The 24,424-nt window shown below is 65.1% G+C and carries 27 protein-coding genes and 2 pseudogenes; 13 read left to right on the top strand and 16 right to left on the bottom strand.

Features of this window, described 5'->3' with window-relative positions; all coding sequences use genetic code 11:
- Window positions 1–2 precede the first annotated feature (2 nt).
- Window positions 3–485 carry a TIGR02444 family protein gene (locus V9K84_RS22815; protein WP_088514616.1) on the top strand — a complete coding sequence of 161 codons (483 nt, stop codon included), beginning with the start codon at window positions 3–5 and terminating at the stop codon, window positions 483–485.
- On the opposite strand, the gene V9K84_RS22810 is transcribed toward V9K84_RS22815, so the two are convergent.
- Window positions 461–1,420, bottom strand: coding sequence for an AlgP family protein (locus V9K84_RS22810; RefSeq protein WP_088514615.1), 960 nt, complete (start codon window positions 1,418–1,420; stop codon window positions 461–463). The two genes, V9K84_RS22815 and V9K84_RS22810, sit on opposite strands and share 25 nt — an antisense overlap.
- A 227-nt stretch (window positions 1,421–1,647) precedes the next feature.
- On the opposite strand from V9K84_RS22810, the gene V9K84_RS22805 reads away from it, so the two are divergent.
- Window positions 1,648–2,313: an FKBP-type peptidyl-prolyl cis-trans isomerase gene (locus V9K84_RS22805; RefSeq protein WP_088514614.1), complete on the top strand. Its 666-nt coding sequence runs from the start codon at window positions 1,648–1,650 to the stop codon at window positions 2,311–2,313.
- Between the two features lie 25 nt (window positions 2,314–2,338).
- Here V9K84_RS22805 and V9K84_RS22800 read toward each other — a convergent pair whose 3' ends face one another.
- The 8 genes and pseudogenes from V9K84_RS22800 to V9K84_RS22765 form a co-directional block, all read right to left on the bottom strand.
- The gene (locus V9K84_RS22800) at window positions 2,339–2,809 is read right to left on the bottom strand and encodes an Rsd/AlgQ family anti-sigma factor (RefSeq protein WP_043863375.1); all 471 of its coding nucleotides are present in this window, start codon (window positions 2,807–2,809) and stop codon (window positions 2,339–2,341) included.
- Window positions 2,810–3,041: 232 nt separating this feature from the next.
- The gene (locus tag V9K84_RS22795; RefSeq protein WP_043863374.1) at window positions 3,042–3,563 is read right to left on the bottom strand and encodes a disulfide bond formation protein B; all 522 of its coding nucleotides are present in this window, start codon (window positions 3,561–3,563) and stop codon (window positions 3,042–3,044) included.
- A 210-nt stretch (window positions 3,564–3,773) separates the two neighbouring features.
- Complete coding sequence (locus tag V9K84_RS22790; protein ID WP_058541740.1) at window positions 3,774–5,012, bottom strand: heme biosynthesis HemY N-terminal domain-containing protein; 1,239 nt, start codon at window positions 5,010–5,012, stop codon at window positions 3,774–3,776.
- Window positions 5,009–6,142: a uroporphyrinogen-III C-methyltransferase gene (locus V9K84_RS22785; RefSeq protein WP_043863372.1), complete on the bottom strand. Its 1,134-nt coding sequence runs from the start codon at window positions 6,140–6,142 to the stop codon at window positions 5,009–5,011. The genes V9K84_RS22790 and V9K84_RS22785 overlap by 4 nt, the downstream gene beginning before the upstream one ends.
- 46 nt (window positions 6,143–6,188) lie before the next feature.
- Window positions 6,189–6,956, bottom strand: coding sequence for a uroporphyrinogen-III synthase (locus V9K84_RS22780; protein ID WP_058541739.1), 768 nt, complete (start codon window positions 6,954–6,956; stop codon window positions 6,189–6,191).
- Window positions 6,953–7,894, bottom strand: coding sequence for a hydroxymethylbilane synthase (gene hemC, locus V9K84_RS22775; protein ID WP_043863370.1), 942 nt, complete (start codon window positions 7,892–7,894; stop codon window positions 6,953–6,955). Before hemC ends, V9K84_RS22780 begins: the two co-directional genes overlap by 4 nt.
- Window positions 7,895–8,011: 117 nt before the next feature.
- On the bottom strand, window positions 8,012–8,758 hold the full coding sequence (locus V9K84_RS22770; RefSeq protein ID WP_043863369.1) for a LytTR family DNA-binding domain-containing protein: 747 nt from the start codon (window positions 8,756–8,758) through the stop codon (window positions 8,012–8,014).
- Window positions 8,755–8,862: pseudogene (locus V9K84_RS22765) on the bottom strand (sensor histidine kinase); the annotation flags it as partial. The gene V9K84_RS22770 and the pseudogene V9K84_RS22765, both read right to left, overlap by 4 nt.
- A 218-nt stretch (window positions 8,863–9,080) precedes the next feature.
- Here V9K84_RS22765 and argH point away from each other — a divergent pair.
- Window positions 9,081–10,475, top strand: a complete 1,395-nt coding sequence (argH, locus tag V9K84_RS22760) for an argininosuccinate lyase (RefSeq protein WP_043863368.1) — start codon at window positions 9,081–9,083, stop codon at window positions 10,473–10,475.
- Window positions 10,476–10,517: 42 nt separating this feature from the next.
- On the opposite strand, the gene V9K84_RS22755 is transcribed toward argH, so the two are convergent.
- Window positions 10,518–11,180, bottom strand: coding sequence for a glutathione S-transferase (locus V9K84_RS22755; protein ID WP_043863367.1), 663 nt, complete (start codon window positions 11,178–11,180; stop codon window positions 10,518–10,520).
- 145 nt (window positions 11,181–11,325) lie between these two features.
- On the opposite strand from V9K84_RS22755, the gene V9K84_RS22750 reads away from it, so the two are divergent.
- The 3 genes from V9K84_RS22750 to V9K84_RS22740 all read left to right on the top strand — a co-directional run bounded on the left by V9K84_RS22750 (window position 11,326) and on the right by V9K84_RS22740 (window position 14,994).
- Window positions 11,326–11,610, top strand: a complete 285-nt coding sequence (locus tag V9K84_RS22750; RefSeq protein WP_043863366.1) for a hypothetical protein — start codon at window positions 11,326–11,328, stop codon at window positions 11,608–11,610.
- Window positions 11,611–11,698: 88 nt separating this feature from the next.
- Window positions 11,699–11,947: a TIGR02647 family protein gene (locus V9K84_RS22745; protein ID WP_043863365.1), complete on the top strand. Its 249-nt coding sequence runs from the start codon at window positions 11,699–11,701 to the stop codon at window positions 11,945–11,947.
- 197 nt (window positions 11,948–12,144) lie between these two features.
- Window positions 12,145–14,994 carry a class I adenylate cyclase gene (locus V9K84_RS22740; RefSeq protein WP_088514613.1) on the top strand — a complete coding sequence of 950 codons (2,850 nt, stop codon included), beginning with the start codon at window positions 12,145–12,147 and terminating at the stop codon, window positions 14,992–14,994.
- Here the strand turns inward: V9K84_RS22740 and rnk are convergent, their stop codons facing one another.
- From rnk to cyaY, 3 genes are all read right to left on the bottom strand, one after another.
- A complete protein-coding gene (rnk, locus tag V9K84_RS22735; RefSeq protein WP_043863363.1) occupies window positions 14,995–15,414 on the bottom strand; it encodes a nucleoside diphosphate kinase regulator in 420 nt (139 codons plus the stop codon). It abuts the gene before it with no gap.
- A 153-nt stretch (window positions 15,415–15,567) separates the two neighbouring features.
- On the bottom strand, window positions 15,568–15,783 hold the full coding sequence (locus V9K84_RS22730; protein ID WP_054915485.1) for a DUF1289 domain-containing protein: 216 nt from the start codon (window positions 15,781–15,783) through the stop codon (window positions 15,568–15,570).
- A gap of 1 nt (window position 15,784) precedes the next feature.
- Window positions 15,785–16,117 carry an iron donor protein CyaY gene (gene cyaY, locus V9K84_RS22725; protein WP_043863361.1) on the bottom strand — a complete coding sequence of 111 codons (333 nt, stop codon included), beginning with the start codon at window positions 16,115–16,117 and terminating at the stop codon, window positions 15,785–15,787.
- 195 nt (window positions 16,118–16,312) lie between these two features.
- Between cyaY and V9K84_RS22720 the strand changes: the two are divergent.
- The 6 genes and pseudogenes from V9K84_RS22720 to V9K84_RS22695 form a co-directional block, all read left to right on the top strand.
- Window positions 16,313–16,444, top strand: a pseudogene (locus V9K84_RS22720) (lipoprotein); the annotation flags it as partial.
- Window positions 16,445–16,460: 16 nt separating this feature from the next.
- Window positions 16,461–17,708, top strand: coding sequence for a diaminopimelate decarboxylase (gene lysA / locus V9K84_RS22715; protein WP_043863359.1), 1,248 nt, complete (start codon window positions 16,461–16,463; stop codon window positions 17,706–17,708).
- Window positions 17,709–17,712: 4 nt separating this feature from the next.
- The gene (dapF, locus tag V9K84_RS22710) at window positions 17,713–18,543 is read left to right on the top strand and encodes a diaminopimelate epimerase (RefSeq protein WP_058541735.1); all 831 of its coding nucleotides are present in this window, start codon (window positions 17,713–17,715) and stop codon (window positions 18,541–18,543) included.
- A gap of 13 nt (window positions 18,544–18,556) precedes the next feature.
- A complete protein-coding gene (locus tag V9K84_RS22705; protein ID WP_088514612.1) occupies window positions 18,557–19,294 on the top strand; it encodes a DUF484 family protein in 738 nt (245 codons plus the stop codon).
- On the top strand, window positions 19,294–20,193 hold the full coding sequence (gene xerC, locus V9K84_RS22700) for a tyrosine recombinase XerC (protein WP_078480655.1): 900 nt from the start codon (window positions 19,294–19,296) through the stop codon (window positions 20,191–20,193). The genes V9K84_RS22705 and xerC overlap by 1 nt, the downstream gene beginning before the upstream one ends.
- A complete protein-coding gene (locus V9K84_RS22695; RefSeq protein ID WP_043863355.1) occupies window positions 20,190–20,885 on the top strand; it encodes an HAD-IA family hydrolase in 696 nt (231 codons plus the stop codon). The genes xerC and V9K84_RS22695 overlap by 4 nt, the downstream gene beginning before the upstream one ends.
- A gap of 160 nt (window positions 20,886–21,045) precedes the next feature.
- Here V9K84_RS22695 and sutA read toward each other — a convergent pair whose 3' ends face one another.
- The 3 genes from sutA to glnK form a co-directional block, all read right to left on the bottom strand.
- Window positions 21,046–21,369, bottom strand: a complete 324-nt coding sequence (gene sutA, locus V9K84_RS22690; protein ID WP_043863351.1) for a transcriptional regulator SutA — start codon at window positions 21,367–21,369, stop codon at window positions 21,046–21,048.
- Between the two features lie 465 nt (window positions 21,370–21,834).
- A complete protein-coding gene (locus V9K84_RS22685) occupies window positions 21,835–23,160 on the bottom strand; it encodes an ammonium transporter (RefSeq protein WP_043863350.1) in 1,326 nt (441 codons plus the stop codon).
- Window positions 23,161–23,201: 41 nt separating this feature from the next.
- Complete coding sequence (gene glnK, locus V9K84_RS22680) at window positions 23,202–23,540, bottom strand: P-II family nitrogen regulator (RefSeq protein WP_002555808.1); 339 nt, start codon at window positions 23,538–23,540, stop codon at window positions 23,202–23,204.
- Between the two features lie 341 nt (window positions 23,541–23,881).
- Here glnK and V9K84_RS22675 point away from each other — a divergent pair, with 341 nt between their 5' ends.
- The gene (locus V9K84_RS22675) at window positions 23,882–24,145 is read left to right on the top strand and encodes an accessory factor UbiK family protein (RefSeq protein ID WP_043863349.1); all 264 of its coding nucleotides are present in this window, start codon (window positions 23,882–23,884) and stop codon (window positions 24,143–24,145) included.
- Window positions 24,146–24,424: the final 279 nt, after the last annotated feature.

Here is a 24,424-nt window from a genome sequence, read left to right as displayed (position 1 = left end):
CCATGCACACCGACCTGTGGAATTTCGCTCTGCACCTGTACGCCCGGCCGGGCGTGGAGGCTGCCTGCCTGGCCTTGCAGGACGAAGGGGCCGATGTGTGCCTTCTACTGTGCGGGGCGTGGCTTGAAGCCGGCAGGGCCGGGGTGACCCCCGAGCGCGTACAGCACCTGCAACAGCTGGCCGCTGCCTGGCAGCAGCATGTGGTGACACCGCTGCGTCAACTGCGCCGGCAATGGCGTGCAGACGCGCAGCACGACCCGCAGCTGGCGCACTTGCGCGGGCAGGTCAAGGCACTGGAACTGGAGGCGGAGCGAACATTGCTGGCGCGTCTGCAACAGGCTAGCGAAGGCTGGATGAATCAGGGTGTGGCAGGTGACTGGCTGGCCGTGCTGGCCCCCCAGGGCACCCGGCACCACGACGCGCTGCAGGTGCTGCGCGTCGTGGCGGTGGCGGTGGCGGATCAGGAAGCAGTCGAGGGCGACTGAGTCACTGGGGTCGTCACGGGTGCAGCGGCAGGCGAAGCAGCCGGTGCGGCCGTGGTGGCCGCAGCAGGTGCCGAAGTCGCCGGTTTGGCAGCTGCGGGTTTGGCGGCCGGCTTGGCGGGTGCGCGGGTAGCGGCGGGCTTGGCAGGGGCCTTGGCAGCAGCAGGCTTGGCAGCTGGCTTGGCCGGAGCCTTGGCAGCGGCGGGTTTGGCAGCTGGCTTGGCGGCTGCAGGTTTGGCAGGCGCCTTGGCCGCAGCAGGTTTGGCAGCTGGCTTGGCGGGCGCCTTGGCAGCGGCAGGTTTGGCAGCTGGCTTGGCGGGGGCCTTGGCGGCTGCGGGTTTGGCAGCAGACCTTGCCGGAGCCTTGGCGGCTGCAGGTTTGGCAGCTGGCTTGGCCGGAGCCTTGGCAGCGGCTGGCTTGGCCGCGGCAGTTTTGGCCGCTGGCTTGGCGGCGGCTTTGGTAGCGGCTGGCTTGGCTGCAGCCTTGCGGGCCGGGGCCTTGGTGGCCGACTTGGACGCTACCGGAGCAGCCTTGGCCGAACGCGAGGTCAGGGCCTTGGACGCTGCTTCCTGCACCTTGCCGACGCCTTGGGCGAGCTTCAGGCTTTCCTGCGCATCACGCTTGAGCTGCACGATGTACAGGCGGGTTTGCGACTGGCGATCCTTGAGCGAATCGAGCAGGGTTTCCAGTTCGCCTACGGCGCCCTTGGCCTTGTTCTGCGCCTTGTTCTTGCCGGCGACCGCAGCGTCCTGAAGTTTGAGACGCGACTTGTGAAGTTTTTCCTGCGCCTTGCCCCGTTGTTTTTCCAACTTGGCCAACAGTTTTTCAGCATCAGCCAGTGCTTGCGAGCAGGCACTTTCCAGATGCTCGAGCAAACTGCCCGAGAGTTGATGTAGCAGGTGTAATGGCGTACTGACTGGCTTCTTACTGGCCGACATGGCTTACCTCCTGGCTGACGAGAATGCGGCTCATACTAGACCTTCTGCTGCTACCGCCGCTAGGGCATGTTGACAGTAAGTAGGACGCCGCGTTGCATGCCTGGGCAAAGTTGTTATGGCTGCAGCTGCGCACAAGTGTAGATGCTGTTAAAAAGGCTGTCGGAATTTGCTCTATGCAAAGATTCATCCGACCCTCACCATGCACTCAAACCACCTGGAGTGAGCCTGTGCCACGCTACCTGTTATTGCCCTTGCTGCTCGCCCTGCCCTGCGCATTCGCAGACACCACCGAGCCACCGGCAAGTGCTCACGACCTGTCCTATAGCGTCGGCGCCAGCCTGGGTGAACGGTTGCGCAACGAGATGCCCGAGCTGGAGCTCGATGCCTTGATCCAGGGGTTGCAACAGGCCTACGCGAACAAGCCCCTGGCAATCAGCCAGGCACGGCGCGAAGCGATTCTCAGCCAGCACGAGGCCCAGGCCAGCGAGGCCGCCGAGCAGTCGCAGGTGGAAATGCTGATGGCGGTGGAAACCCGTTTCATGGCCACCGAACGCGCCCGTGCCGGAGTACGAGAACTACCCGAAGGCGTACTGGTGACCGAACTGGTCAAGGGCAATGGTGCCTCACCCAGGGCCGATGGCCGGGTGCAGGTACGCTACGTCGGCAAGCTGCCCGATGGCAGCGTGTTCGACCAGAGCGAACAACCGCAGTGGTTCAGCCTCAAGAGTGTGATCGAGGGCTGGCAGGTGGCGTTGCCACAGATGGCTGTCGGGGCGAAATGGCGTGTGGTGATTCCGTCGGCCAAGTCCTACGGAGCCGATGGCGCAGGCGATCTGATTCCGCCATTCACGCCACTGATCTTCGAGATCGAACTACTGGGGGTTGCCGACTGAATGTCGGCAACGGAGGAGACAGGAATCAGGCCTGAACGGCCTCTTCTTCCTTGTGCGCGTTGTGCAGCACTTCGATCAGGCAATCCTCAAGCTCGAAGCGCTCGTGGAGCAGGCTGCCCAGCTCGCTGAGCTTCTTGGCGAAGCGCTCCTGGTCGGTACAGTTGCCCTTGTCGCAGTGATCGTTGAAAGCCGACGCGATATCGGTAATGGCACTGATACGAGGGCTGATCTGCTTCGCCAGTTCCAGGCCCTTGTCATCTCCGAACGCCTTGGCTTCAGCCACCAACTGCTCACTGACCTCGAAGTGCCAGGCGGAGACGTAATCGACCAGTATCGCGCAGAAGCCGAGGTTCTTGTCCTTGTCCGCAAAGGCCGGTTTGGCATCGCGCAATGCGCGAAAGGCCGTGACCAGTTCGGCCCGCTCGTCCAGCCAGCGGTCAATCAGCTTGTGAACCCCACCCCAGCGTTCCTGAGCATTCTGACAACTATCTAACATGGCGGTGTCTTCCCTTCTGGGTCATGCCGCTGCGCCCCGTCGTGCGAGGTATGCACAACAAAGGGAGAAAGCAGCAGAACGGCATCGAGCAGCAGTGTTTTGGGTATGCGTGCAAGGGAGATTATTCCCGCGCGCCCTTGCCTTCAAGGTACGCAGGCGACAAGTTTCATACAAGTGTTTAATCGCCGCACCCGCGGCCATCGGTCGATTGCCTGGCCCCCGCCGGCAAGCGTCAGGGTTTCAATGACTTGCCCGTGGCCGCTGGCTGCACGTACAGCAGCCGCGCCAACGCCAGCGCCGCCAGCAGCAGGAAGGCCAGGAGGCTCCACTCCGGCAGGCTCAGGTCCAGAAAGCTCCAGGTGATCGAAGCGCAATCGGCCGAACCGAGCAGCATGGCGTGCAGCACGTCGGCAAGGCTGCCTTGCTCGATGAGCGCACCGAGGGGCATCGAGCAGGCCTCACCCGCCGCCACCCCGCTGCCCTGCAACCAGATCTGGCGCACCGCCAGCAAGCCGCCCCCCAGCGCCAGGCCCAACGCCGCAGCCGCATAGCGACGCGCACCCGGCTGACCCGGTGCATGCAGGCGCGCGGCCAGGCAGACACCGGCAAACACAACCAGCAATACACGCTGGCTCTGGCACAGCGGGCAAGGCACCAGCCCTTTGGTGAATTCGAGGTAAAACGCACCGGCGAGAATCAGTAACGACGCGACGAAAGCCAGGGAGAACAATGAGCGCAAACAGGCCAATGGCATGGCAAGTCCAGGTGCGGGAAAGACATGTAACAACGGTAGAGGAAAATCGAGCCTTGTTTCAAGGCACGACAGGCGCGATAAATCGCTGAAACATAAGGGAAGTGTCGAAGAGTTGAGGTGGATATTTCCTCTGTAACTCAGCGAAAAGTTACCCACCCCCGCAACCAGCCAAACAGTACGGGTTTAACCTGGGGCTAAACCCGTACGACGTCAGGCCCGGACGGCTTCAGGCAGAGGCAAGGCCAGCAGGCGCTCATCCAACAGGCCCAGGCCCTCCTGAAACAGCTGGTTGCTGCGCTCGGTGTCGCCCAGGCCGGCCAGCAGACGGGCCAGCTCGGCGCAGGCCTCAGGGTTGCGCTGCCGGCGCAGGCTGTCTTCGAAGTAGTCGCGCGCCTTGCCCCACAGACGATTCTGCAGGCTCAGACGACCCAGGGTCAGCAACAGGCTGGGATCGTCCGGGTGCTGCTTGAGCCAGCCCTCGGCCGTCTGCAACTGACGCGCCGGGTCGCCGCCTCGCACCAGCCCGTACAGCCGGGCCAGGTGGCTTTCGTATTCGCGCTGCAGGGCCGTACGCAGGACCTTCTCGGCGTCGCTTTCGGCGCCCAGCTGGCGCAGTTGCTCGGCATACGCCAGCACCAGTTGCGGCTCCTGGCGTTGTGCCGAGGTCAGTTGCTGCCAGGCACGTTCAAGGGACTGCTGTGCGGTCTGGTCGTCCTGCTCGCGGCGTGCGGCCAGGCTCAGGTTTTCGCCCCAGGCCCGCCGCTCCAGCTCGGCCAGTTCCGCGGCAGACAACACCTTGTCCTTGCGCAGCTCCGGCAGCAGGCGGATCACCGCGCTCCAGTCGCCACGCTGCTGGTACAGACGCTGCAACTGGCGCAGCACCTGCACGTTGTGCGGGTGGCGCTCGTGCATCGCCTGCAGGGTCACCAACGCTGCCTCGGTGTCACCGCGGTCGACCTGCAACTGCGCGTGGGTCAGGGCGATGGCCAGCTCGGCTTGCGGCTGGCGTTCCAGGGCACGTTCCAGCAGGTTGTCGCTGTCCTCGGTGCGCCCCAGTTCGTTGGCAGCGCGGGCCGCCCCGAGGTAATAGAGCAGCGGCTGGCGTTCGGCCTCGGCAGCGCGATGCAGATGGCGCTGGGCACTGGCCCAGCGGCCCTCGGCCAGGTCCAGTTGCCCCTGCTCGATGGCCAGGCGTGTACGCCGGCTGCGGTTGCGCCGCGACCATGGGTTGACCACCCCGCCCGAGGTGAACACCAGGCCCAGCACGAAGCGCACCATCAGCACCACGAGCACCACGGCCAGCAGCAGGGCCAGGGTCGCCCACAGGCTCGACTCGTAGCGGAAGCTGTCGTAGGCGATCAGCACGTATCCGCTATGCCGGGCCACGGCGATACCCAGCAGGGTCGCGGCGACGATCGCCACCACCACCCACAGGTAGGCACGTTTCATGGGGTGCCCTCCTCATGACCTTGTGCCGCCGGCTGGCGCGTGATCGATTCTTCGGCGGGCAGGTGGCGACGCTCGAGGTAGGCCTGGACCGCACCGAGGCTGTCGGCCAGGTCCGGCGTCACTACCGACACCGGCTCGTTCGCCACCGCGTTGAGCTGTTCGAGCATCGACTGGCTCTGCTCGTTGTCGTGGTTGAAGTTGGCCAGCAGCACGCTGCGCGCTTCATCCAGCGCCTGGGCATAGACCTTCGGCTCGCCGTTGAGCGCGGCCCACTGCGCCTGCTCCAGGGTCAGGCTCAGGGCCAGGCGCACCTGGTTCAGGGCCTGGCCGGCCAGCAACGGCTTGACGTTCTTGTCGGCATTGAAATCGATACGGAAGTAGCGCGACAGCTGCGCCCACCACTGTGACCAGCGGCTGGCACCGTCGCCGTCGGCAGCCAGGCCGAACAGCGGTTCGCCGCCTTCTTCGAATTCGGGGGCCATGGCGGTGAGCTGCACTACCTGCTCGCGCAGCGCGGCCAGCTTGAGGAACAGCCCGGTGCGGTCTGGTTGCTTGACGCTGTTCAGGGTGGCCAGGCTGCGTGCCAGCTGTTCGCGGGCAGCGAACGAGGCCGGGTCGCTCTGCTCGCGCAGGATCTGGTCGGCGCCTTCGACCAGCGCCCGAGCGCTGGTGATGTCCTGCAATGCCGACAGGCGCAGGCTGGCCAGGCGCAGCAGGTGCTCGGCCTCGGCCAGGCGCCAGTCCTTGCGGCTGGCACCGAGCACGGTCTCCAGACGCTGGCTCAGACGTTGCTGGTCGCCCTGCAATTGCGCCACCAGGCGCCGGCGCTCTTCGAGCTCGGCGGCCGGTGGCAGGTCGGCCAGGCGTGACGACAGTCGCTGCTCGCCCTGCTGCAAGGCCTGGGCCTGGGCATTCAAGGCCTGCAATTGTTCGCTCTGGAGCTGGTTGGCGCCCTGCAGGTGGCGCACCTGCCAGACACCCCAGCCACCGATTGCGACACCTGCCGCACCCAGCAGCAGGGCGAACAGTGCCAGACCGGTGCCGGCCCGCTTGGCAGGGGCGGCGGGCGTTTGCGCGGGCGCTTCTGGCGCCGGCTGCAGATCATCGTTGGGCAAGGCAGTTTCGCTCACGTATCCATCCTTTGCATTGGGGCACCTCGCCAGACAGCTTAGCGCCTTAGGAGGCGGGCGCAGGGGTTTCCTGCAACGCCGCCAGCAAAGCCGTGGCACTGGCACCACGGCAATCCACTACATTCTGTGCGCCAGCGGCGCGGGCCTGCTCGGCAACACGCGGGCTCGGCACGAACAGCGGCCACGCGGCCAGTCGCGACCAGTCGCTGCCAGCCAGCTGGCGCAGGTGTTCAAGACCCTGCCCACTGCTGACCACCACGCCGTTCAGGCGTTCCGCATCGATGCGTCGCATCAGCGTGCCGACCGGGTACTCGGGCAGGCAGCGGCGGTACAGGGGCAGATAATCGACACTAGCACCCTGCGCGGTCAATCGCTCGGCCAACAGCTCGCGACCGTCTTCGCCGCGCATGATCAGAAAGCGCGGCTGGGGCTGTGCGAAAACTTCCTGCAGCCGGGTCAGTTGCAGCAGGGCTTCGCTGTCATCCCCCAGTGGCGGGAAGTGCACTTCGCAGCCATGGGCCTGCAGGATCGCGGCGGTAGCCGCCCCCACCGTGAACCACGGCAGGGCCGGCGTGCGGGGCCAGTACTGGTCGAGCAGGGCCAGGCCGAGCCGGGCTGCCGGCTTGCTGACCACGATGACCGCAGCATAGTCGGCCAGGCCGAGCACGGTGCTGCGCTGCGCATCGGTCACCGGCAGCGCTTCGATCTCGAGCAGCGGCAGGCTGCTGCCGAACACCCCGGCCTGGGCCAGGGTCGCGGCCAGTGCCGCGCAGTCGTCGGCCGGCCGGGTCAGCAGCAGGCGCCAGCCGTTCACGGGTGGCCGGCCTCGCCATACACCGCCTTGAGAATGTCTTCGGCGCCCTGGTTCAGCAGGTCTTCGGCGACGCGTACACCCAGTGCATCCGCGTCTGCGCGCGGTGCACGTGCCTCGGCGCTGAGCAACAGGCCGCCGGCCGGTTCGCCCACCAGGCCGCGCAACCACAGCTGCTCGCCCTCGAGCACGGCGTAACAGGCGATCGGTACCTGGCAGCCGCCGTTGAGGTGCTTGTTCATGGCTCGTTCGGCCACCACGCGGTCAGCCGTATCGGCGTGGTGCAGCGGCGCGAGCAAGGCATGGATTTCGGCGTCGGTGGTGCGGCACTCGATGCCTACCGCGCCCTGGCCACCGGCTGGCAGGCTGTCGTCGACGCTGATGCTGGCGGTGATGCGGTCTTCGAAACCGAGGCGGATCAAACCGGCAGCCGCCAGGATGATCGCGTCGTACTCGCCGGCATCGAGCTTGGCCAGGCGGGTGTTGACGTTGCCGCGCAGGAAGCGGATCTCGAGGTCGGGGCGGCGGGTCAGCAACTGCGCCTGGCGACGCAGGCTGGAGGTGCCGACAATGGCGCCTGCCGGCAGTGCATCGAGGCTGGCATAGGTGTTGGAGACAAAGGCATCGCGCGGGTCTTCGCGTTCGCAGATGCAGAACAGGCCCAGGCCTTCGGGGAAGTCCATCGGCACGTCTTTCATCGAGTGCACGGCGATGTCGGCTTCCTGCTCCAGCAGCGCGGTTTCCAGCTCCTTGACGAACAGGCCCTTGCCGCCGATCTTCGACAGTGGCGAGTCGAGCAGCTTGTCGCCGCGGCTGACCATCGGCACCAGGGTCACCACCAGGCCGGGGTGTGCCTGTTCGAGGCGGGCTTTTACATAGTCGGCCTGCCACAGGGCAAGGGCACTTTTGCGCGTGGCAATGCGGATTTCACGAGTGGACATGGATCGATCCGTACGAGATAGATGCGCGGGATGATAACAGCTCAATCCGGGCTGCTAGCAGATCTATGTCAGTGGAGGGGTCGACCGTCCCTGGTCAAGCAGTGCTCCCGCCCCGCCCTAAAGCTGCTGCATCATCTTGCGTACGCCGGCCACATGGCGGCGGCTGACAATCAGGGCATCGCCATTGAGGCCCTTGAGAAAAAGCTGGAAATGCCCCAGCGGCGTGCGCTGCAGGCGTTCGATACGGTCGCGGGCCACCAGCGCGTTGCGGTGGATACGCACGAAGCGCTCGCCGAACTCGTCTTCCAGAGCCTTGAGCGGTTCGTCCAGCAGCACCTCGCCGCCCTCATGACGCAAGGTCACGTACTTGTGATCGGCGATGAAGTAGATCACCTGGTCGATGGGAATCAGCTCGATGCCCTTGCGGGTCCTGGCGCTGATGTGGCTGCGCGGCCCGTTGCCGCTTTCGGCGCCGGGGCGGGTCAACGCCGCCAGCTGCACGCGGTTCGGGCGCTCGGCCTTGCGCAGCGCGTCGCGCAGGGCATCGGCCTGAACCGGCTTGAGCAGATGGCCCAGGGTGCTGTCCTTGAACGCCTGCACGGTGAATTCGTCATCCCCCGTACAGAACACCACGGCCGGTGGCGCTTCGCGCTCGCACAACCGGGCCGCCACCTGCAGCCCGTCCATGCCGGGCATGCGGATGTCGAGCAGGACCACCTCGGGCTTGAGGCTGTCGATCAATGCCAGGGCCTCTTCGCCATTGGTGGCGCTGGGCTCCAGCACGGTATAGCCCTCCAGCTCGCCGAGCATTCGGCTCAGGCGTTCCCGGGCTTGGGGTTCGTCATCAACGATCAGGACATTCATATAGCGCTGGATTCCTGCGTGAGTCTCGCACAAGGATAGCGTAGACAGGTGAAGTGACGACCGTCACGGCGATCCACGCTCAGACTCGCACGAGGGCTAAAGATTCACTGGGAGGGCGAAACCTGCCAATCCTCTGTCCAACTGTAGACGGTTGCAGGCACGCTGCCGTTCAATCGATAAATATCCTTTTGCATCGCCCCTGTCGTGGCCCCCGGCTGCGACACAAACCCGCAGTTGCGCCGACCGCCGAGCCCCGTGAGCCCCGGCAACCCTGCTATCATCTGCGCCACTTTTTCCGTTCACGCCTTACACGAGTGAATCCATGAGCACCGACAAGACCAACCAGTCCTGGGGCGGCCGTTTCAGCGAGCCGGTCGACGCCTTCGTCGCCCGCTTCACCGCCTCCGTCACCTTCGACCAGCGCCTGTACCGCCACGACATCATGGGTTCGATCGCCCACGCCACCATGCTGGCCAAGGTCGGCGTGCTCACCGATGCCGAGCGCGACAGCATCATCGACGGCCTGACCACCATCCAGGGCGAAATCGAGGCCGGCAACTTCGACTGGCGCATCGACCTCGAAGACGTGCACATGAACATCGAGGCACGCCTGACCGACCGCATCGGCATCACCGGCAAGAAGCTGCACACCGGGCGCAGCCGCAACGACCAGGTGGCCACCGACATCCGCCTGTGGCTGCGCGACGAGATCGACCTGATCCTGGCCGAGATCACCCGCCTGCAAAAAGGCCTGCTGGAGCAGGCCGAGCGCGAAGCCGACACCATCATGCCGGGCTTCACCCACCTGCAGACCGCCCAGCCGGTGACCTTCGGGCATCATCTGCTGGCCTGGTTCGAAATGCTCAGCCGCGACTACGAGCGCCTGGTGGACTGCCGCAAGCGCACCAACCGCATGCCGTTGGGCAGCGCCGCACTGGCCGGTACCACCTACCCGATCGACCGTGAACTGACCTGCTCGCTGCTGGGCTTCGAAGCGGTGGGCGGCAACTCGCTGGACGGCGTGTCCGACCGTGACTTCGCCATCGAATTCTGCGCGGCGGCCAGCATCGCGATGATGCACCTGTCGCGCTTTTCCGAAGAGCTGGTGCTGTGGACCAGCGCGCAGTTCCAGTTCATCGACCTGCCGGACCGCTTCTGCACCGGCAGCTCGATCATGCCGCAGAAAAAGAACCCCGACGTCCCCGAGCTGGTACGCGGCAAGACCGGCCGCGTGTTCGGCGCCCTGACCGGCCTGCTGACCCTGATGAAGGGCCAGCCGCTGGCCTACAACAAGGACAACCAGGAAGACAAGGAACCGCTGTTCGATGCCGCCGATACCCTGCGCGATTCGCTGCGGGCATTTGCCGACATGATCCCGGCGATCAAGCCAAAGCACGCGATCATGCGCGAAGCCGCGCTGCGCGGGTTCTCCACCGCCACCGACCTGGCTGATTACCTGGTACGCCGCGGCCTGCCGTTCCGTGATTGCCACGAGATCGTCGGCCACGCGGTGAAGTACGGCGTGGACACCGGCAAGGACCTGGCCGAGATGAGCCTGGATGAACTGCGCCAGTTCAGCGACCAGATCGAGCAGGACGTGTTTGCCGTGCTGACCCTGGAAGGCTCGGTGAACGCGCGCAACCACATCGGCGGCACCGCACCGGCCCAGGTACGTGCAGCCGTGGCCCGCGGCCAGGCGCTGCTGGCCAGCCGCTGAGGCATTCGCCAGGCCCGCCTGGCGGGCCTGGCTGCGCTGAAGTCAGCGCTTGCCGGTACGCACCATCTCGAGGAAGGCCGGCATCTGGGCTTCCTTGTCTGCGGCGTTTCTCTGCACGTTGGGGTTCTGCTTGAAGTGTTCGAGCAGGGCCTTGGCCTGCGGGAAGTCCGCCAGCACATCCATGTCGAACACCTTCTTGCCCACCGCATACGCCAGGTCGACGCTGTAGCAGAACAGGATGTCCGCCAGGGTCATCTGCTCGCCCGCCACATAGGGAGCGAAGGCACCGTTGCGCTTGAGGGCGGCAAGACCCGCCAGCAGCTCGGCCTTGGCCTTTTGCTTGATGGCCGGGTCCACCTGGGCACCGAAGAACGCCTCGGGGTAGCAGGCTCGGGCCGGCAGCTCGATGTACAGCTCGATCTCCTTGGCCAGTTCGCGCACCTTGGCCTGGGCGAACACGCCCTCGGGCAGCAGCGCCTTGCCGGGCTGGGTCTGCTCGATATAGTCAAGGATCAGGTTGGTCTCACTGAGAAAGCCGTGCTCGGTCTCCAGCACCGGCACCTTGCCGCAGGGGCTGATCTTCAGTGATGCGGGGCCGGGGCCGCCGAAAAACAGCACCTCTTCGAAGGGCACGCCCTTTTCCAGCAGCGCCAGTTTGACCATGTTGTAGTAGTTGCTGACTGCAAAACCGTGAAGCTTGAGCATGAAACATGCCTCCAGGCCGAAAGGGGTTGGCCTGGCCTTTATAGACGCTACCGCAGGCACTGACCAGCATCATGCAGTTGCTCGATAGCCAGGCATTGGCGTGCACTGCATGGCAAACTGGATGCCCATTCCGAGGAGAGCGCCCATGAGCGAGCCCACCGATATCGACAATGACGAAGAAGCGTTCGCCGAATCGACCCTGATCCAGGCCATCGAGAACCAGATCGAGAACGACAACCCGCCAGCGGCCAAGGCCACGTTCAACAAGCTGACGCTGGTGGGCTATGAGCGCGAGGACATCCTCAACCTGATGGCCCACGTGCTGGCCTGCGAGATCGACGCCATGCTCGAGGACGACCGAGCGTTCGATACGCAGTGGTACGAAACCGCCCTGCGTGCGTTGCCTGAGTTGCCACCCGAAAAGGACTGAAGCAATTACCGGCTGGCGTGGCTACACTGCAACTTCATGTACCCCTGCAAGGGTGCTGCCCTCCACTTCAGGAAAGTCCGGAGTATCTATGTCGTTTACCCCCGAGCTGATTGCCGAACTGGAAATACTCGCGCTGTTCAACCTGGACAGCACGCAGGAAGGACTGAAAGTCCATGCCACCGCAGCACCCCAGGCGATTGCCGCCGCCAAGCGCCTGTTCTCCAAGGAACTGATCACCCAGGAAGACGGCGGCTACCTGACCCCGCTGGGCCGCGATGCGGCGCAGAACGTACAGCAGTTGCTGATCATCCTGAACACGGTCGCCGAGCCGGCTTGAGAGCTTCGCTGAAGCCTTCGCCGGCAAGGCCGGCTCCTGCAGATCGGTACAGGAACCGGCCTTGCCGGCGAAGGCCACAACCGGTCAATACGTCAGGCGCTGACAAAATGGCGCCAGAAATCAAATAGATTTCAGCCCCTCGCCCCGTAGCGGCTAAACTCGCCATTGCTCCCGTGATGGCCAGTTAGAGCCCTGCAATGAACCACCCCCACGAAATTCGACCCGACCTCGACGAAGGCATCGATCGCAAGGTGCTCAGCCAGTTGCGCAAGCGCTTCCTGGCCATCAACCAGGGTCGACTGGCACGCGCCATGGAAGGGTTGTCGAGCCGCCAGCAGCAGGTGCTCAACCTGCTGGCGCTGTTCTTCCACGTCAATCACCCGCTGCTGCCCGGCTACGTATCGGGCACCACTCCGGCGGGCATCTCGTGCTACGAGCCCGACGACGAGGCGCTGGCCGAGGCCCAGCGCCTGACCCGCTCGTTCACCTACCGCAAGCGCCACGGCCAGCCACCGCGCCCGCTGCTGGGGCTGTACCTGATGGGCAGCCTGGGCACCCTGGCCCAGGCCGATGAAAGCGACATGGACGTGTGGCTGTGCCACGCCCCCGGGCTCAGCGAGGCCGAGCTGAGCGAGCTGCGCAGAAAGTGCGTGTTGCTGGAGGTCTGGGCCGCATCCCAGGGCGCCGAACTGCACCTGTTCCTGATCGAGCCGGAGCGCTTCGTCACCGGCGAGCGCAATACCGCACTGAGTTCCGACGACTGCGGCACCACCCAGCACTACCTGCTGCTGGACGAGTTCTACCGCACCGCGCTGTGGCTGGCCGGGCGCACGCCGCTGTGGTGGCTGGTGCCGGTCTACGAGGAAGGCAGCTACGCGCATTACACCAAGACCCTGCTGTCCAAGCGCTTCATCCGCGCCGACGAGAACCTGGACCTCGGCCACCTGGCCCACATCCCGCCCGGCGAGTTCGTGGGCGCCGGGTTGTGGCAGCTGTTCAAGGGCATCGAGTCACCCTACAAGTCGCTGCTCAAGCTGCTGCTGACCGAGGTGTATGCCAGCGAACATCCGCACGTGCAGTGCCTGAGCCTGCAGTTCAAGCAAGCGGTGTTCGCCAACCGCCTCGACCTCGACGAGCTGGACCCGTACATGATGGTGTACCGGCGTATCGAGCAGTACCTGCAGCACCGCGGCGAGGCCCAGCGCCTGGAACTGGTGCGACGCAGCCTGTACCTGAAGGTGAACAAGAAGATCAGCCTGCTGGCGCGCCAGCGCAGCGGCGGCTGGCAGCGCGATCTGCTCGAGCGCCTGACCCGCGAGTGGGGCTGGGACGAGCGCAAACTGATGCTGCTGGACAGCCGCAGCCAGTGGAAGGTGCGCCAGGTGGAAGCCGAACGGCGCATCCTGGTGGCCGAACTCAACCACAGCTACCGTTTTCTCGGCCAGTTCGCACGTAACCCGCAAGCTGCCACGCGCCTCGACCAGCGCGACCTCAACGTGCTGGGCCGACGCCTCTACGCCGCCTTCGAGCGGCGCGCCGGCAAGGTCGAGTTCATCAACCCGGGCATCGCCCCGGACCTGGCCGAAGACACCCTGACCCTGGTCCAGGCACCCAATCGCCAGGAGCCTGGGCAAACCCACTGGAGCCTGTACAGCGGCAACCTGAACGCCCATGAGTGGGAGCAGTTCGTGCCGTTCAAGCGCTGCCGCGAACTGCTCGAACTGCTGGCCTGGGCGCACCGCAACGGGGTGATCGACAGCACCACGCGCCTGGCGCTCAACCCCGGCAGCAGCGACCTGAGCGAGTACGAGCTGTTCAACCTGCTGGGCAGCCTGCAGCAGAGCGTGGCCCTGCCGTTCAAGGAAGTCAGCGAGGCGCGCCTGCTGCAACCGAGCGTGGCGGACGAGATCCTGCTGCTGGTCAACGTCGGCATCGACCCGCTGCAGCATCACCGCGACCTCAACATCCTGATGACCACCGAGCGCACCGACTCGCTGAGCTACGCCGGGGTGCGCGAGAACCTGGTGCTGACCCTGGACCAGGTGACCCTCAACAGCTGGAACGAAGTGCTGGTGCAGCGGTATGACGGCGAGCACGCCCTGATGCGCAACCTGCGCGACTACCTCAACAGCCTGGGCAGCAAGGGCCACCTGCCTACGCTGAACGTGCGCTGCTTCTGCCACAACCGCGCCCAGGCCATCGCCCAGCGGGTCGAAGAGGTGTTCGCCACCGCTCAGGCGCTGCTTGCCGAAGGCCTGGGGCATCGCTACCTGATACAGGTGCAGCAGCACACCCATGTACTGGAATTGCACCACGGGGCGGTCAACCTGGTCAGCCTGGACAGTCAGGATGCACTGTTGGCGTACCTGGGCGAGGAACGTGCCGAGTACACCCCGCTGCACCTGGACGCCAACGTGCTGGAAGACCACGACCTTGCGCTGGTGCTGCCCCAGGGCCAGCCGCAGTGCCTGCAGGTGTTCTACCGGGTGCAGGAGAACTGGGCCGACGTCTACGTGCTGGATGAATTCAATGCGCTGTGGCAGCAACGCCTGCCCTACCACGACGACAGCAGCCTGTTGCTGCCGCTGCAGCGCTTTCTGCAATCGGTGGTGTTCCGGCACAACGCACGGCTGCCGCTGGAAGAGCTGCCGGCACAGGGCGCGCTGGACATCCTCTACTATCAGCTGTCGCCCCCCGGTATCGGCCGGGCACGCCAGCTGGAGCCGCGCCAGGCACCGCCCACCACGCTGGGCAGCACCGCCTACGAAGTGCAGGCGATCATCCAGGCAGGCGTCGAAGACGCCCTGCAGGTGACGTTGTACTGCAACCAGAAGGAGTTTTCGGAGCTCGAGTATGGCGACCAGCTGTATGCGGTGGTCGCCCGCGAGATCGTCGGCCAGCGCCGTGACGCCCAGCGCTACCGCTGCTACATCACCGACCTGGACCTGTCCGACCTGCTTGCCGAAGGCCAGGGCTCGAGCATCCTGTACCTGCGCTACAAGCAGGAACTGGAGCGGGTGCTGAACCAGGCGCTGGAAGCGGCCTGATCAGAGGTCGAAGTCGCCTGCGGCTTCGGGCTGGTACTCGACTTCGAGCAGCTTGAGCTTGAGGGTCTTGCCGCCGGGCACCGGCCAGTCGATCTGCTCGCCCACCGACAGGCCGAGCAATGCGCTGCCCATCGGCGCCAGGATCGAGACCGTGCCTTCGGCGCCGGCGTCCTTCGGGTACACCAGGGTCAGGTGGTAGTCCTTGCCGCTGACTTCATCGCGGCAATGCACGCGCGAGTTCATGGTCACGACACCGGCCGGAACCTCCTCGTGGCTCACTACCTGCTCGGCGCGGTCCAGCTCGTCCTGCAGGGCGAGCACACCCGGCGAGTCCTGCGTCTTTTCATCGAGGCCATCGATCAGACGCTCGAGACGCTGTACGTCCAATCGGGTGAGGATAAGGGAAGGCTTGGTGCTCATGATCCAGTCAGACTCCTTGTTCATGGGTAAAAGTGCTGGGCGTTATAAAGCAAAACCCCGCCCAAGGGCGGGGTTTGCATGTTTTTCGGCCAGGCCGATCAACCTCGACACTACCACAGCACAATAAATACACAAGAGGCTCGCCGTCGCAGCCTAGCCGGCCGCCTGGCGTCGTGCCTGTGCCTGGGCGCAGATCTCGCGGCGGCGCTGGTCGTCGGCGCTGCGCCACTGGCGAATGTCCTCGACATGGCGAAAGCAGCCCAGGCACACCTTGGCCTCGTCCAGCCGGCAGAGGCTGATGCAGGGCGACGGCACCGCCGGGCTGACATTGCTGTACAGCGGCTTGGCCGGTTTGGCAGCAGTGCTCATCTCAGATCTCGTCGAAGTCGAGCTTTTCGCCGACCCGCTCCCAGACGATGCGCTCGAGCATCTCGCCGAGCAGTTCCTCGGTCTTCTCACAGGTCCATTTGCCGCTGGCTTCGTCATAGTCGAAATGGAAACCACCCGACTTGTCGGCCAGCCACAGCTGGCGCAGCGGCTCCTGGCGGCTGAAGATCAACTGGCTGCCGTTGTCGAACTTGATGGTAAGAACGCCCGCGGAGTTCTCCATGTCCAGGTCCAGGTCGGTTTCATCGAACAGGTCTTCCAGGGCCTGTTGGGTCGCGTCGACCAGGTCGTGAAAACGCGCTTCGCTCAAACTCATTGCAAGAACCTCGAAAATGTCTGCACACACGCAAGCCGGGCAAGATACGAGCGCCGCGCCACGAATGCAAAGGTTAACGCCCGCAGCCGACACCCTGCACGGGCGCCTGTCCGACGGCGCAGCGGCTACATAGGCAAGGCGCCGGGCGCTCGGTATACTCGGGCGCAATACTGCTTAAATTCAAAGGATTTCGCCATGAAGCGCCTGATTTCCTCCCTCGCGGCGCTAGTCGCGATTGCCTGCCTCGTCTCCGCTTGCGGTCAGAAAGGCCCACTGTACCTGCCTGAAGACGGCAAAGACGGCAAAAAGTCGCAATCGCACCAGCACTGATTAAGGGATCCCCATGGACGCTTTCAACTACCGCGACGGCGAGCTGTTCGCGGAAGGCGTGGCGCTGTCGGCGATTGCCGAACGCTTCGGCACGCCTACCTACGTGTACTCGCGGGCGCATATCGAAGCCCAGTACCGTAGCTACGCCGATGCATTGCAGGGTGTTTCGCACCTCGTGTGCTTCGCCGTAAAAGCCAACTCCAACCTCGGCGTGCTGAACGTGCTGGCACGCCTGGGCGCAGGTTTCGACATCGTCTCGGGCGGTGAACTGGAGCGTGTGCTGGCCGCCGGCGGGCGCGCCGACCGTGTGGTGTTCTCCGGCGTGGGCAAGACCCGCGACGACATGCGCCGCGCCCTCGAAGTGGGCGTGCACTGCTTCAACGTCGAGTCCACCGACGAGCTGGAGCGCCTGCAGGTGGTTGCCGCCGAAATGGGCGTACGCGCGCCGATCTCGCTGCGGGTCAACCCGGATGTCGATGCCGGCACCCACCCGTACATTTCCACCGGCCTCAAAGAGAACAAGTTCGGTATCGCCATTGCCGATGCCGAAGAAGTCTACGTGCGCGCCGCGCAGCTGCCGAACCTGGAAATCGTCGGCGTCGACTGCCACATCGGTTCGCAGCTGACAACGCTGGAGCCCTTCCTCGATGCCCTCGACCGCCTGCTGGCGCTGATCGACCGCCTCGGCGAGTGCGGCATCTACCTGCGCCACCTGGACCTGGGCGGCGGCGTGGGCGTGCGCTATCGCGACGAAGAGCCGCCACTGGCCGGCGACTACATCAAGGCCATCCGCGAGCGCGTGGGCGACCGCGACCTGGCGCTGGTATTCGAACCGGGCCGCTACATCGTGGCCAATGCCGGCGTGCTGCTGACCCGCGTCGAGTACCTCAAGCACACCGAGCACAAGGACTTCGCCATCGTCGACGCGGCGATGAACGACCTGATCCGCCCGGCGCTGTACCAGGCCTGGATGGACGTGACCGCCGTGCAGCCCCGTGATGGCGAGCCGCGCAGCTATGACGTGGTCGGCCCGATCTGCGAGACCGGCGACTTCCTGGCCAAGGACCGTGCGCTGAACCTGGCCGAAGGCGACCTGCTGGCCGTGCATTCGGCCGGTGCCTACGGTTTCGTCATGAGTTCGAACTACAACACCCGTGGTCGCTGCGCCGAAGTACTGGTGGATGCCGATCAGGCCTTCGAAGTGCGCCGTCGCGAAACCGTGGCCGAGCTGTTTGCCGGCGAAAGCCTGCTGCCGGAGTGACCCCATGCTGCTGCGTTTTACCAAGATGCACGGCCTGGGCAACGACTTCATGGTCCTCGACCTGGTCAGCCAGCACGCGCACATCCTGCCCAAGCACGCCAAGCAATGGGGTGACCGGCACACCGGCATCGGTTTCGACCAACTGCTGATCGTCGAGGCGCCGAGCAATCCGGACGTGGACTTTCGCTACCGGATCTTCAACGCCGACGGGTCCGAGGTCGAGCAGTGCGGCAACGGTGCGCGCTGCTTCGCGCGCTTCGTGCTGGACAAGCGCCTGACGGCGAAAAAGCGCATCCGCGTCGAGACCAAGAGCGGCATCATCGAACTCGATGTGCGCGGCGACGGGCAGATCAGCGTCGACATGGGCCCACCGCGCCTGGTGCCGTCCGAGATCCCCTTCGACGCCCCTGCCCAGGCCCTGAGCTACCCGCTGGAAGTGGCCGGTCGCACGGTCAACCTGGCTGCCGTGTCGATGGGCAACCCCCATGCGGTGCTGCGCGTCGACGACATCAACAGCGCCCCGGTGCACGACCTCGGCCCGCAGATCGAGAACCACCCGCGCTTCCCGCAGCGGGTCAACGTCGGCTTCCTCCAGGTCATCGACCGCCACCGCGCCCAGTTGCGCGTGTGGGAGCGCGGCGCCGGGGAAACCCAGGCCTGCGGCACCGGTGCCTGCGCCGCGGCGGTGGCTGCCATCAGCCAGGGCTGGATGGATTCGCCGCTGCTGATCGACCTGCCCGGAGGGCGCCTGTCCATCGAGTGGGGCGGCCCGGGCCGGCCTGTAGTGATGACAGGCCCTGCCGTACGCGTGTATGAAGGACAGGTTCGCCTATGAGTGAGTACCAGCCATGACCGACCAGCCCCACACGCCCACCGCAGAGCCCGAAGCCTCCGACGCCCAGGGCTCGACGCCCAGCGTCGGGGCCCAGGACGTGGTGGCTTACCTGCGTGCCAACCCGGCGTTCTTCGCCGAGCATGACGACCTGCTGCTGGAGCTGCAGGTCCCTCACCAGCGCGGCGACAGCGTGTCGCTGGTGGAGCGCCAGCTCAAGCTGCTGCGCGACCGCAACATCGAGATGCGCCACCGCCTCTCGCACCTGATGGACGTGGCCCGCGACAACGACCGGCTGTTCGAGAAGACCCGCCGGTTGATCCTCGACCTGCTCGACGCCGATAGCCTCGAGGCCGTGGTGATGGCCGTCGAGGACAGCCTGCGCCAGGAGTTCAAGGTGCCGTTCGTGAGCCTGATCCTGTTCGGCGATACCGTGGCGCCCGTGGGCCGCTGGGTCAACCCGACCGAAGCACAACAGGCCATCGGCGGCCTGCTGTGCGCGGGCAAGACGGTCAGCGGCACCCTGCGCGACCACGAGCTGGACTTCCTGTTCGGCGAGGCCCAGCGCCCCGAAGTCGGCTCCAGTGCCGTCGCCGCGCTCGACTATCAGGGCCTGCATGGCGTGCTCGCCATCGCCAGCCACGACCCGCAGCACTACAAAAGCAGCGTCGGCACCCTGTTCCTGAGCTACATCGCCGAAGTGCTCGGCCGCGTGCTACCGCGCTTTACCCAGACCCTGCGCCCGGTACGCTGATGGAGCGCCAGCTGGACGCGTTCATCGCGCACCTGCGCAACGAGCGCCAGGTGTCGGAGCATACCCAGCTGGCCTACCGGCGTGACCTGGCCAACGTGCTGGCCTACTGCGAGAAAACCGGCATCGCCAGCTGGAGCGCCCTGCAGATCCAGCACCTGCGCCAGTTCGTGGCGCGCCAGCACCATGCCGGGCAGTCGTCGCGCAGCCTGGCGCGCATGCTTTCGGCGGTGCGCGGCCTGTACCGCTACCTGAACCGCGAAGGCCTGTGCGACCACGACCCGGCCAACGGCCTGGCCGCGCCCAAGGGCGAGCGCCGGCTGCCCAAGACCCTCGATACCGACCGCGCGCTGCAATTGCTCGAAGGCGCGGTGGACGACGACTTTCTCGCCCGCCGCGACCAGGCCATGCTCGAGCTGTTCTACTCCTCGGGCCTGCGCCTGTCGGAGCTGACCAGCCTCGATCTCGATCAGCTCGACCTGCCAGCCGGCCTGGTGCAGGTGCATGGCAAGGGCAGCAAGACCCGCGTGCTGCCGGTAGGCCGCAAAGCCCGAGAGGCATTGGAAAAGTGGCTGGCGCTGCGCGGCATCAGCGCCCCGCAGGACAACGCGGTGTTCGTCAGCCAGCAAGGCCGGCGCCTGGGCCCGCGGGCGATCCAGCTGCGGGTCCAGGCGGCGGGCAGCCGCGAGCTGGGGCAGAACCTGCACCCGCACATGCTGCGCCACTCCTTCGCCAGCCACCTGCTCGAATCGTCCCAGGACCTGCGTGCGGTGCAGGAAATGCTCGGGCATGCCGACATCGCCACCACGCAGATCTACACTCACCTGGACTTCCAGCACCTGGCGAGCGTCTATGACAGCGCCCACCCAAGGGCCAAACGCAGCAAGGACAGTGACTCATGAGCATTCAGCTGATCACCTTCGACCTGGACGACACCCTGTGGGACACCGCCCCGGTCATTGTCAGTGCCGAGGCCGTGCTGCGCGACTGGCTGGCGGCGAATGCACCCGACCTGGGCGCGGTGCCGGTGGAGCACCTGTATGCCATTCGCGAGCGCCTGGTGCAGGCCGAGCCGGGCCTGCGGCATCGCATCAGCGCCTTGCGGCGCAAGGTGCTGTTCCATGCCATGAGCGACGTCGGCTACAGCGAAGCCAGGGCCCACGCCCTGGCCAACGAGGGCTTTGAAGTGTTCCTGCATGCGCGCCACCAAGTGGATATCTTCCCCGAGGTGCAGCCAGTGCTGGAGGTGCTGCGCCATCGCTACACCCTGGGCGTGGTCACCAATGGCAATGCCGACGTGAGGCGCCTGGGGCTGGCCGACTATTTCAGGTTCGCCCTGTGCGCCGAGGACCTGGGCATCGGCAAGCCCGACCCGCAACCGTTTCTCGAAGCATTGCGCCAGGGCCAGGCCGAGGCCGGCAATGCCGTGCATATCGGCGACCACCCGGGCGACGACATCGCCGGGGCCCAGCAGGCCGGCCTGCGCGCGATATGGTTCAACCCGCAGGGCAAGGCGTGGACGGCCGAGGGGCAGCCGGATGCCGAGATCCAGCGCCTGTCGCAGTTGCCTGAGCTGTTGCTCAGTTGGCGTTAGCCCCGCTGGCCCCATCGCGGGTCAAGCCCGCTCCCACAAGGGTTGCGGTGATCGTTGTAGGAGCGGGCCTGCCCCACCATAGCGTCAGCAGCGGCAACCGATAACGCCACCCACAAAAAAGCCCGCAGCGACGGCGGGCTCTTCTGTTCGACGGCACCCCTCAGATAGGACGGCTACCGTACTTGTTGTCTGGCTTCTTGGGCGGATCGGCGACCACGTTGGCCTCCACTTCCTGCACCTTGCCGCCACGCGACAGGAACTCTTCCATCGCCTTGGCGAGCGCGTCGCGCTCCTTCTGCTTGGCTTCCATGCTGGGCATTTCGTCGACCGAGACCGCAGCCTTGGACTTGCCCTTGGCTACCGGTGCGGGGCTGTCGTCACCGCTGTCATCGGCAACGTCGTCGGCAGCCGCTTCCAGGCCTTCATCGGTATCGTCTTCGTCGCCCACTTCGAGGTCGTCGTTTTCCAGATCATCGTCGCTCATGTTCTACCTCATGACTTGCGAAAAGCAGATAAGTTATAGACCAACAGCGCCAGGTGCGGCCACTGCCGGAAAAATCCAGGGCCACGGGTAGCCCGCGGCCAGCGGCGCCCGCCCTACCGCCTGGCGAGCACCGTGCGGGCCCGTGCAGGGCCCGACAAAAAGAAAGAGCTGCCGGCATTGCTTCACCAGCTGACCCCGCCGTGATCGGCCTGTTCAATGCCAAGCCTAGCAAAGGGTATCGAAGTGCGCGGACAGGTCATCCGCACCCTACGGCGCGCATTCTAGCGTGATGTGTGAAAAAGCAAAGTGCCTAAATATCCTTGTTCGCTGTAAGTTTTATGCTTGATGGCCATTACAGCGTCAAGCGCCTGCAAATGCCCCCGTGGAAACCGTTTGCGTGCCCTTGGATGGACAAAATCCAGGCAAAAAAATGCCCGGCAAGCCGGGCATGTTTTTTCGAGCATGTTACAGGTTGTAGCCACGCTCGTTGTGCTGCGCGAGGTCGAGGCCGACCGCTTCTTCCTCTTCGTTGACCCGCAGGCCCATCACCAGGTCCAGCACCTTCAGAATCACGTAGGTGACGATAGCGGTGTAGATCACCGTGAAGCCCACGCCCTTGGCCTGCACCCAGACCTGTGCGCCGATATCTTCGACGGTACCGAAGCCGCCCAGTGCAGGGGCCGCGAACACGCCGGTGAGAATCGCGCCGACGATGCCGCCGATGCCATGCACGCCGAAGGCGTCCAGGGAGTCGTCATAGCCCATCTTGCGCTTGAGGCTGGTGGCGCAGAAGAAGCACACCACACCCGATACCAGGCCGATCACCAGTGCGCCCATCGGGCCTACGGTGCCCGCAGCCGGGGTGATCGCCACCAGGCCTGCCACCACACCGGAGGCGATGCCCAGGGCGCTGGGTTTGCCGTGGGTGATCCACTCGGCGAACATCCAGCCCAGCGCAGCGGCGGCCGTGGCGATCTGGGTCACCAGCATGGCCATGCCGGCGGTGCCGTTGGCAGCGGCTGCGGAGCCGGCGTTGAAGCCGAACCAGCCGATCCACAGCATGGCCGCGCCCATCAGGGTGTAGCCCAGGTTGTGCGGGGCCATCGGGGTGGTCGGGAAACCCTTGCGCTTGCCCAGCACCAGGCACGCCACCAGGCCCGCGATACCCGCATTGATATGCACCACGGTGCCACCGGCAAAGTCCAGTACGCCCCAGTCCCACATCAGGCCGCCGGCACCGGACCAGACCATGTGCGCGATCGGTGCGTAGACCAGGGTGAACCACACGGCCATGAAGATCAGCATGGCCGAGAACTTCATGCGCTCGGCAAAGGCACCGACGATCAGGGCCGGAGTGATGATGGCGAAGGTCATCTGGAAGGTGATGAACACCGCCTCGGGGAACAACGAGGTCAGGCTTGCGGGGGTGACGCCGGCCAGGAAGGCCTTGGAGAACCCGCCGACGAAGGAATTGAAGTTGACCACGCCCTCTTCCATACCCGTGGTATCGAACGCCAGGCTGTAGCCGTAGACCATCCACAGAATGCTGATCAGGCCGGTGATGGCGAAACACTGCATCATCACCGAAAGCACGTTCTTGGAACGCACCATGCCGCCGTAGAACAACGCCAGGCCCGGGATGGTCATGAACAGCACCAGCGCGGTGGCGGTCAACATCCAGGCGGTGTCGCCGGAGTTGAGCACGGGGGCGGCTGCCTCCTCTGCCATGGCCATGCCAGGCATTACGAGGGACAAAAGGGCTCCTAGCCCTGCGAACTGACGCAGAGTCATATTGTTATCTCCTGGGGCGTTGGGGTTTGGGGCGGCGTTACTTAGATCGCGTCGGTATCGGTTTCACCGGTACGGATGCGGATGGCCTGTTCCAGATTGACCACGAAAATCTTGCCGTCACCGATCTTGCCGGTGTTGGCCGCCTTGGTGATCGCCTCGATGACCCGGTCCAGGTCCTTGTCGTCGATGGCGACATCGATCTTCACCTTGGGCAGGAAATCGACTACGTATTCAGCACCGCGATACAGCTCGGTGTGGCCTTTCTGCCGTCCGAAGCCTTTGACTTCCGTGACGGTAATGCCCTGCACGCCGATTTCGGACAGCGACTCGCGCACGTCGTCCAACTTGAATGGCTTGATGATGGCAGTGACTAGCTTCATGAAACTCTCTCCCGAATTGGTGGACTTGCCCCAGGAAAACAAACCCGTCTCAAGTCTAAGCGCAGTGCCTGGCTTTGTAACGCTTCGTCGGCCTCAATCCCAAGGCCCGACACCAGTGCATGAGTCACTTGGCTCTAAGCAGAAACCTTGCCATGTCTGCCAAAGCCACCAATTACAAGGGCTTGCGTGCCTTGCTTGGAATTGGCCAGTCGCCAGCAGGGCAAACACGCACAAAAACGGTGCGCTACCGATCGGGGGAATGCGCGAAAAGCGTGCGGGGCGAGCGGGCGTGGGGTGCGTGTTACACTGGCCGCCTCTTTGCATTTACCGGACGGACCAACATGCTCGCGCCCAAAGCCTTTCTCGATGCCCTGAGCGACCAGGCATCGCGCCTGTTCAGCGGTGACACCGCGCAGCCGCGCAGCGAACTGGAAAGCCAGTTCAAGGCGCTGCTGCAAAGTGGTTTCAGCAAGCTGGAACTGGTCAGCCGTGAGGAGTTCGACAGCCAGATGGTAGTGCTGGCCCGCACCCGCGCACGCCTGGAGGCGCTGGAGGCCAAGGTCGAAGAGATGGAAGCGCGGCTGAACCCGGCGGCTGCCGAGTAGAGCGCAGCGCAGCCTTCGTCGGCGGGGCCGGCGCCTGCAGGGTCATGCAGGGGCCTGCCTCACCTTCTCATACCGCACATCCCCCTCCTCCAACTGCGCCACCACCTCCCACCCCCAAGCGGCGATAGAAGCCATTGGCACGCACGCCGTCGCGGCCCGAAGGCTGCACCGGGGCGCCGTGATCTTGACCAGCGCTCCTGGCCCCGTCAACCGCTGCAAAACCTCGACTCACTCTCCCCCGCGCACCCTGCGCGCGCACCACTATCCTTGCCCCAGCCG

Origin of the sequence: Pseudomonas sp. AE27, assembly GCF_037113495.1 — a bacterium.
GTDB classification, from domain to species: domain Bacteria; phylum Pseudomonadota; class Gammaproteobacteria; order Pseudomonadales; family Pseudomonadaceae; genus Aquipseudomonas; species Aquipseudomonas palmensis.
This window is presented reverse-complemented; position numbering and strand designations above follow the sequence as displayed.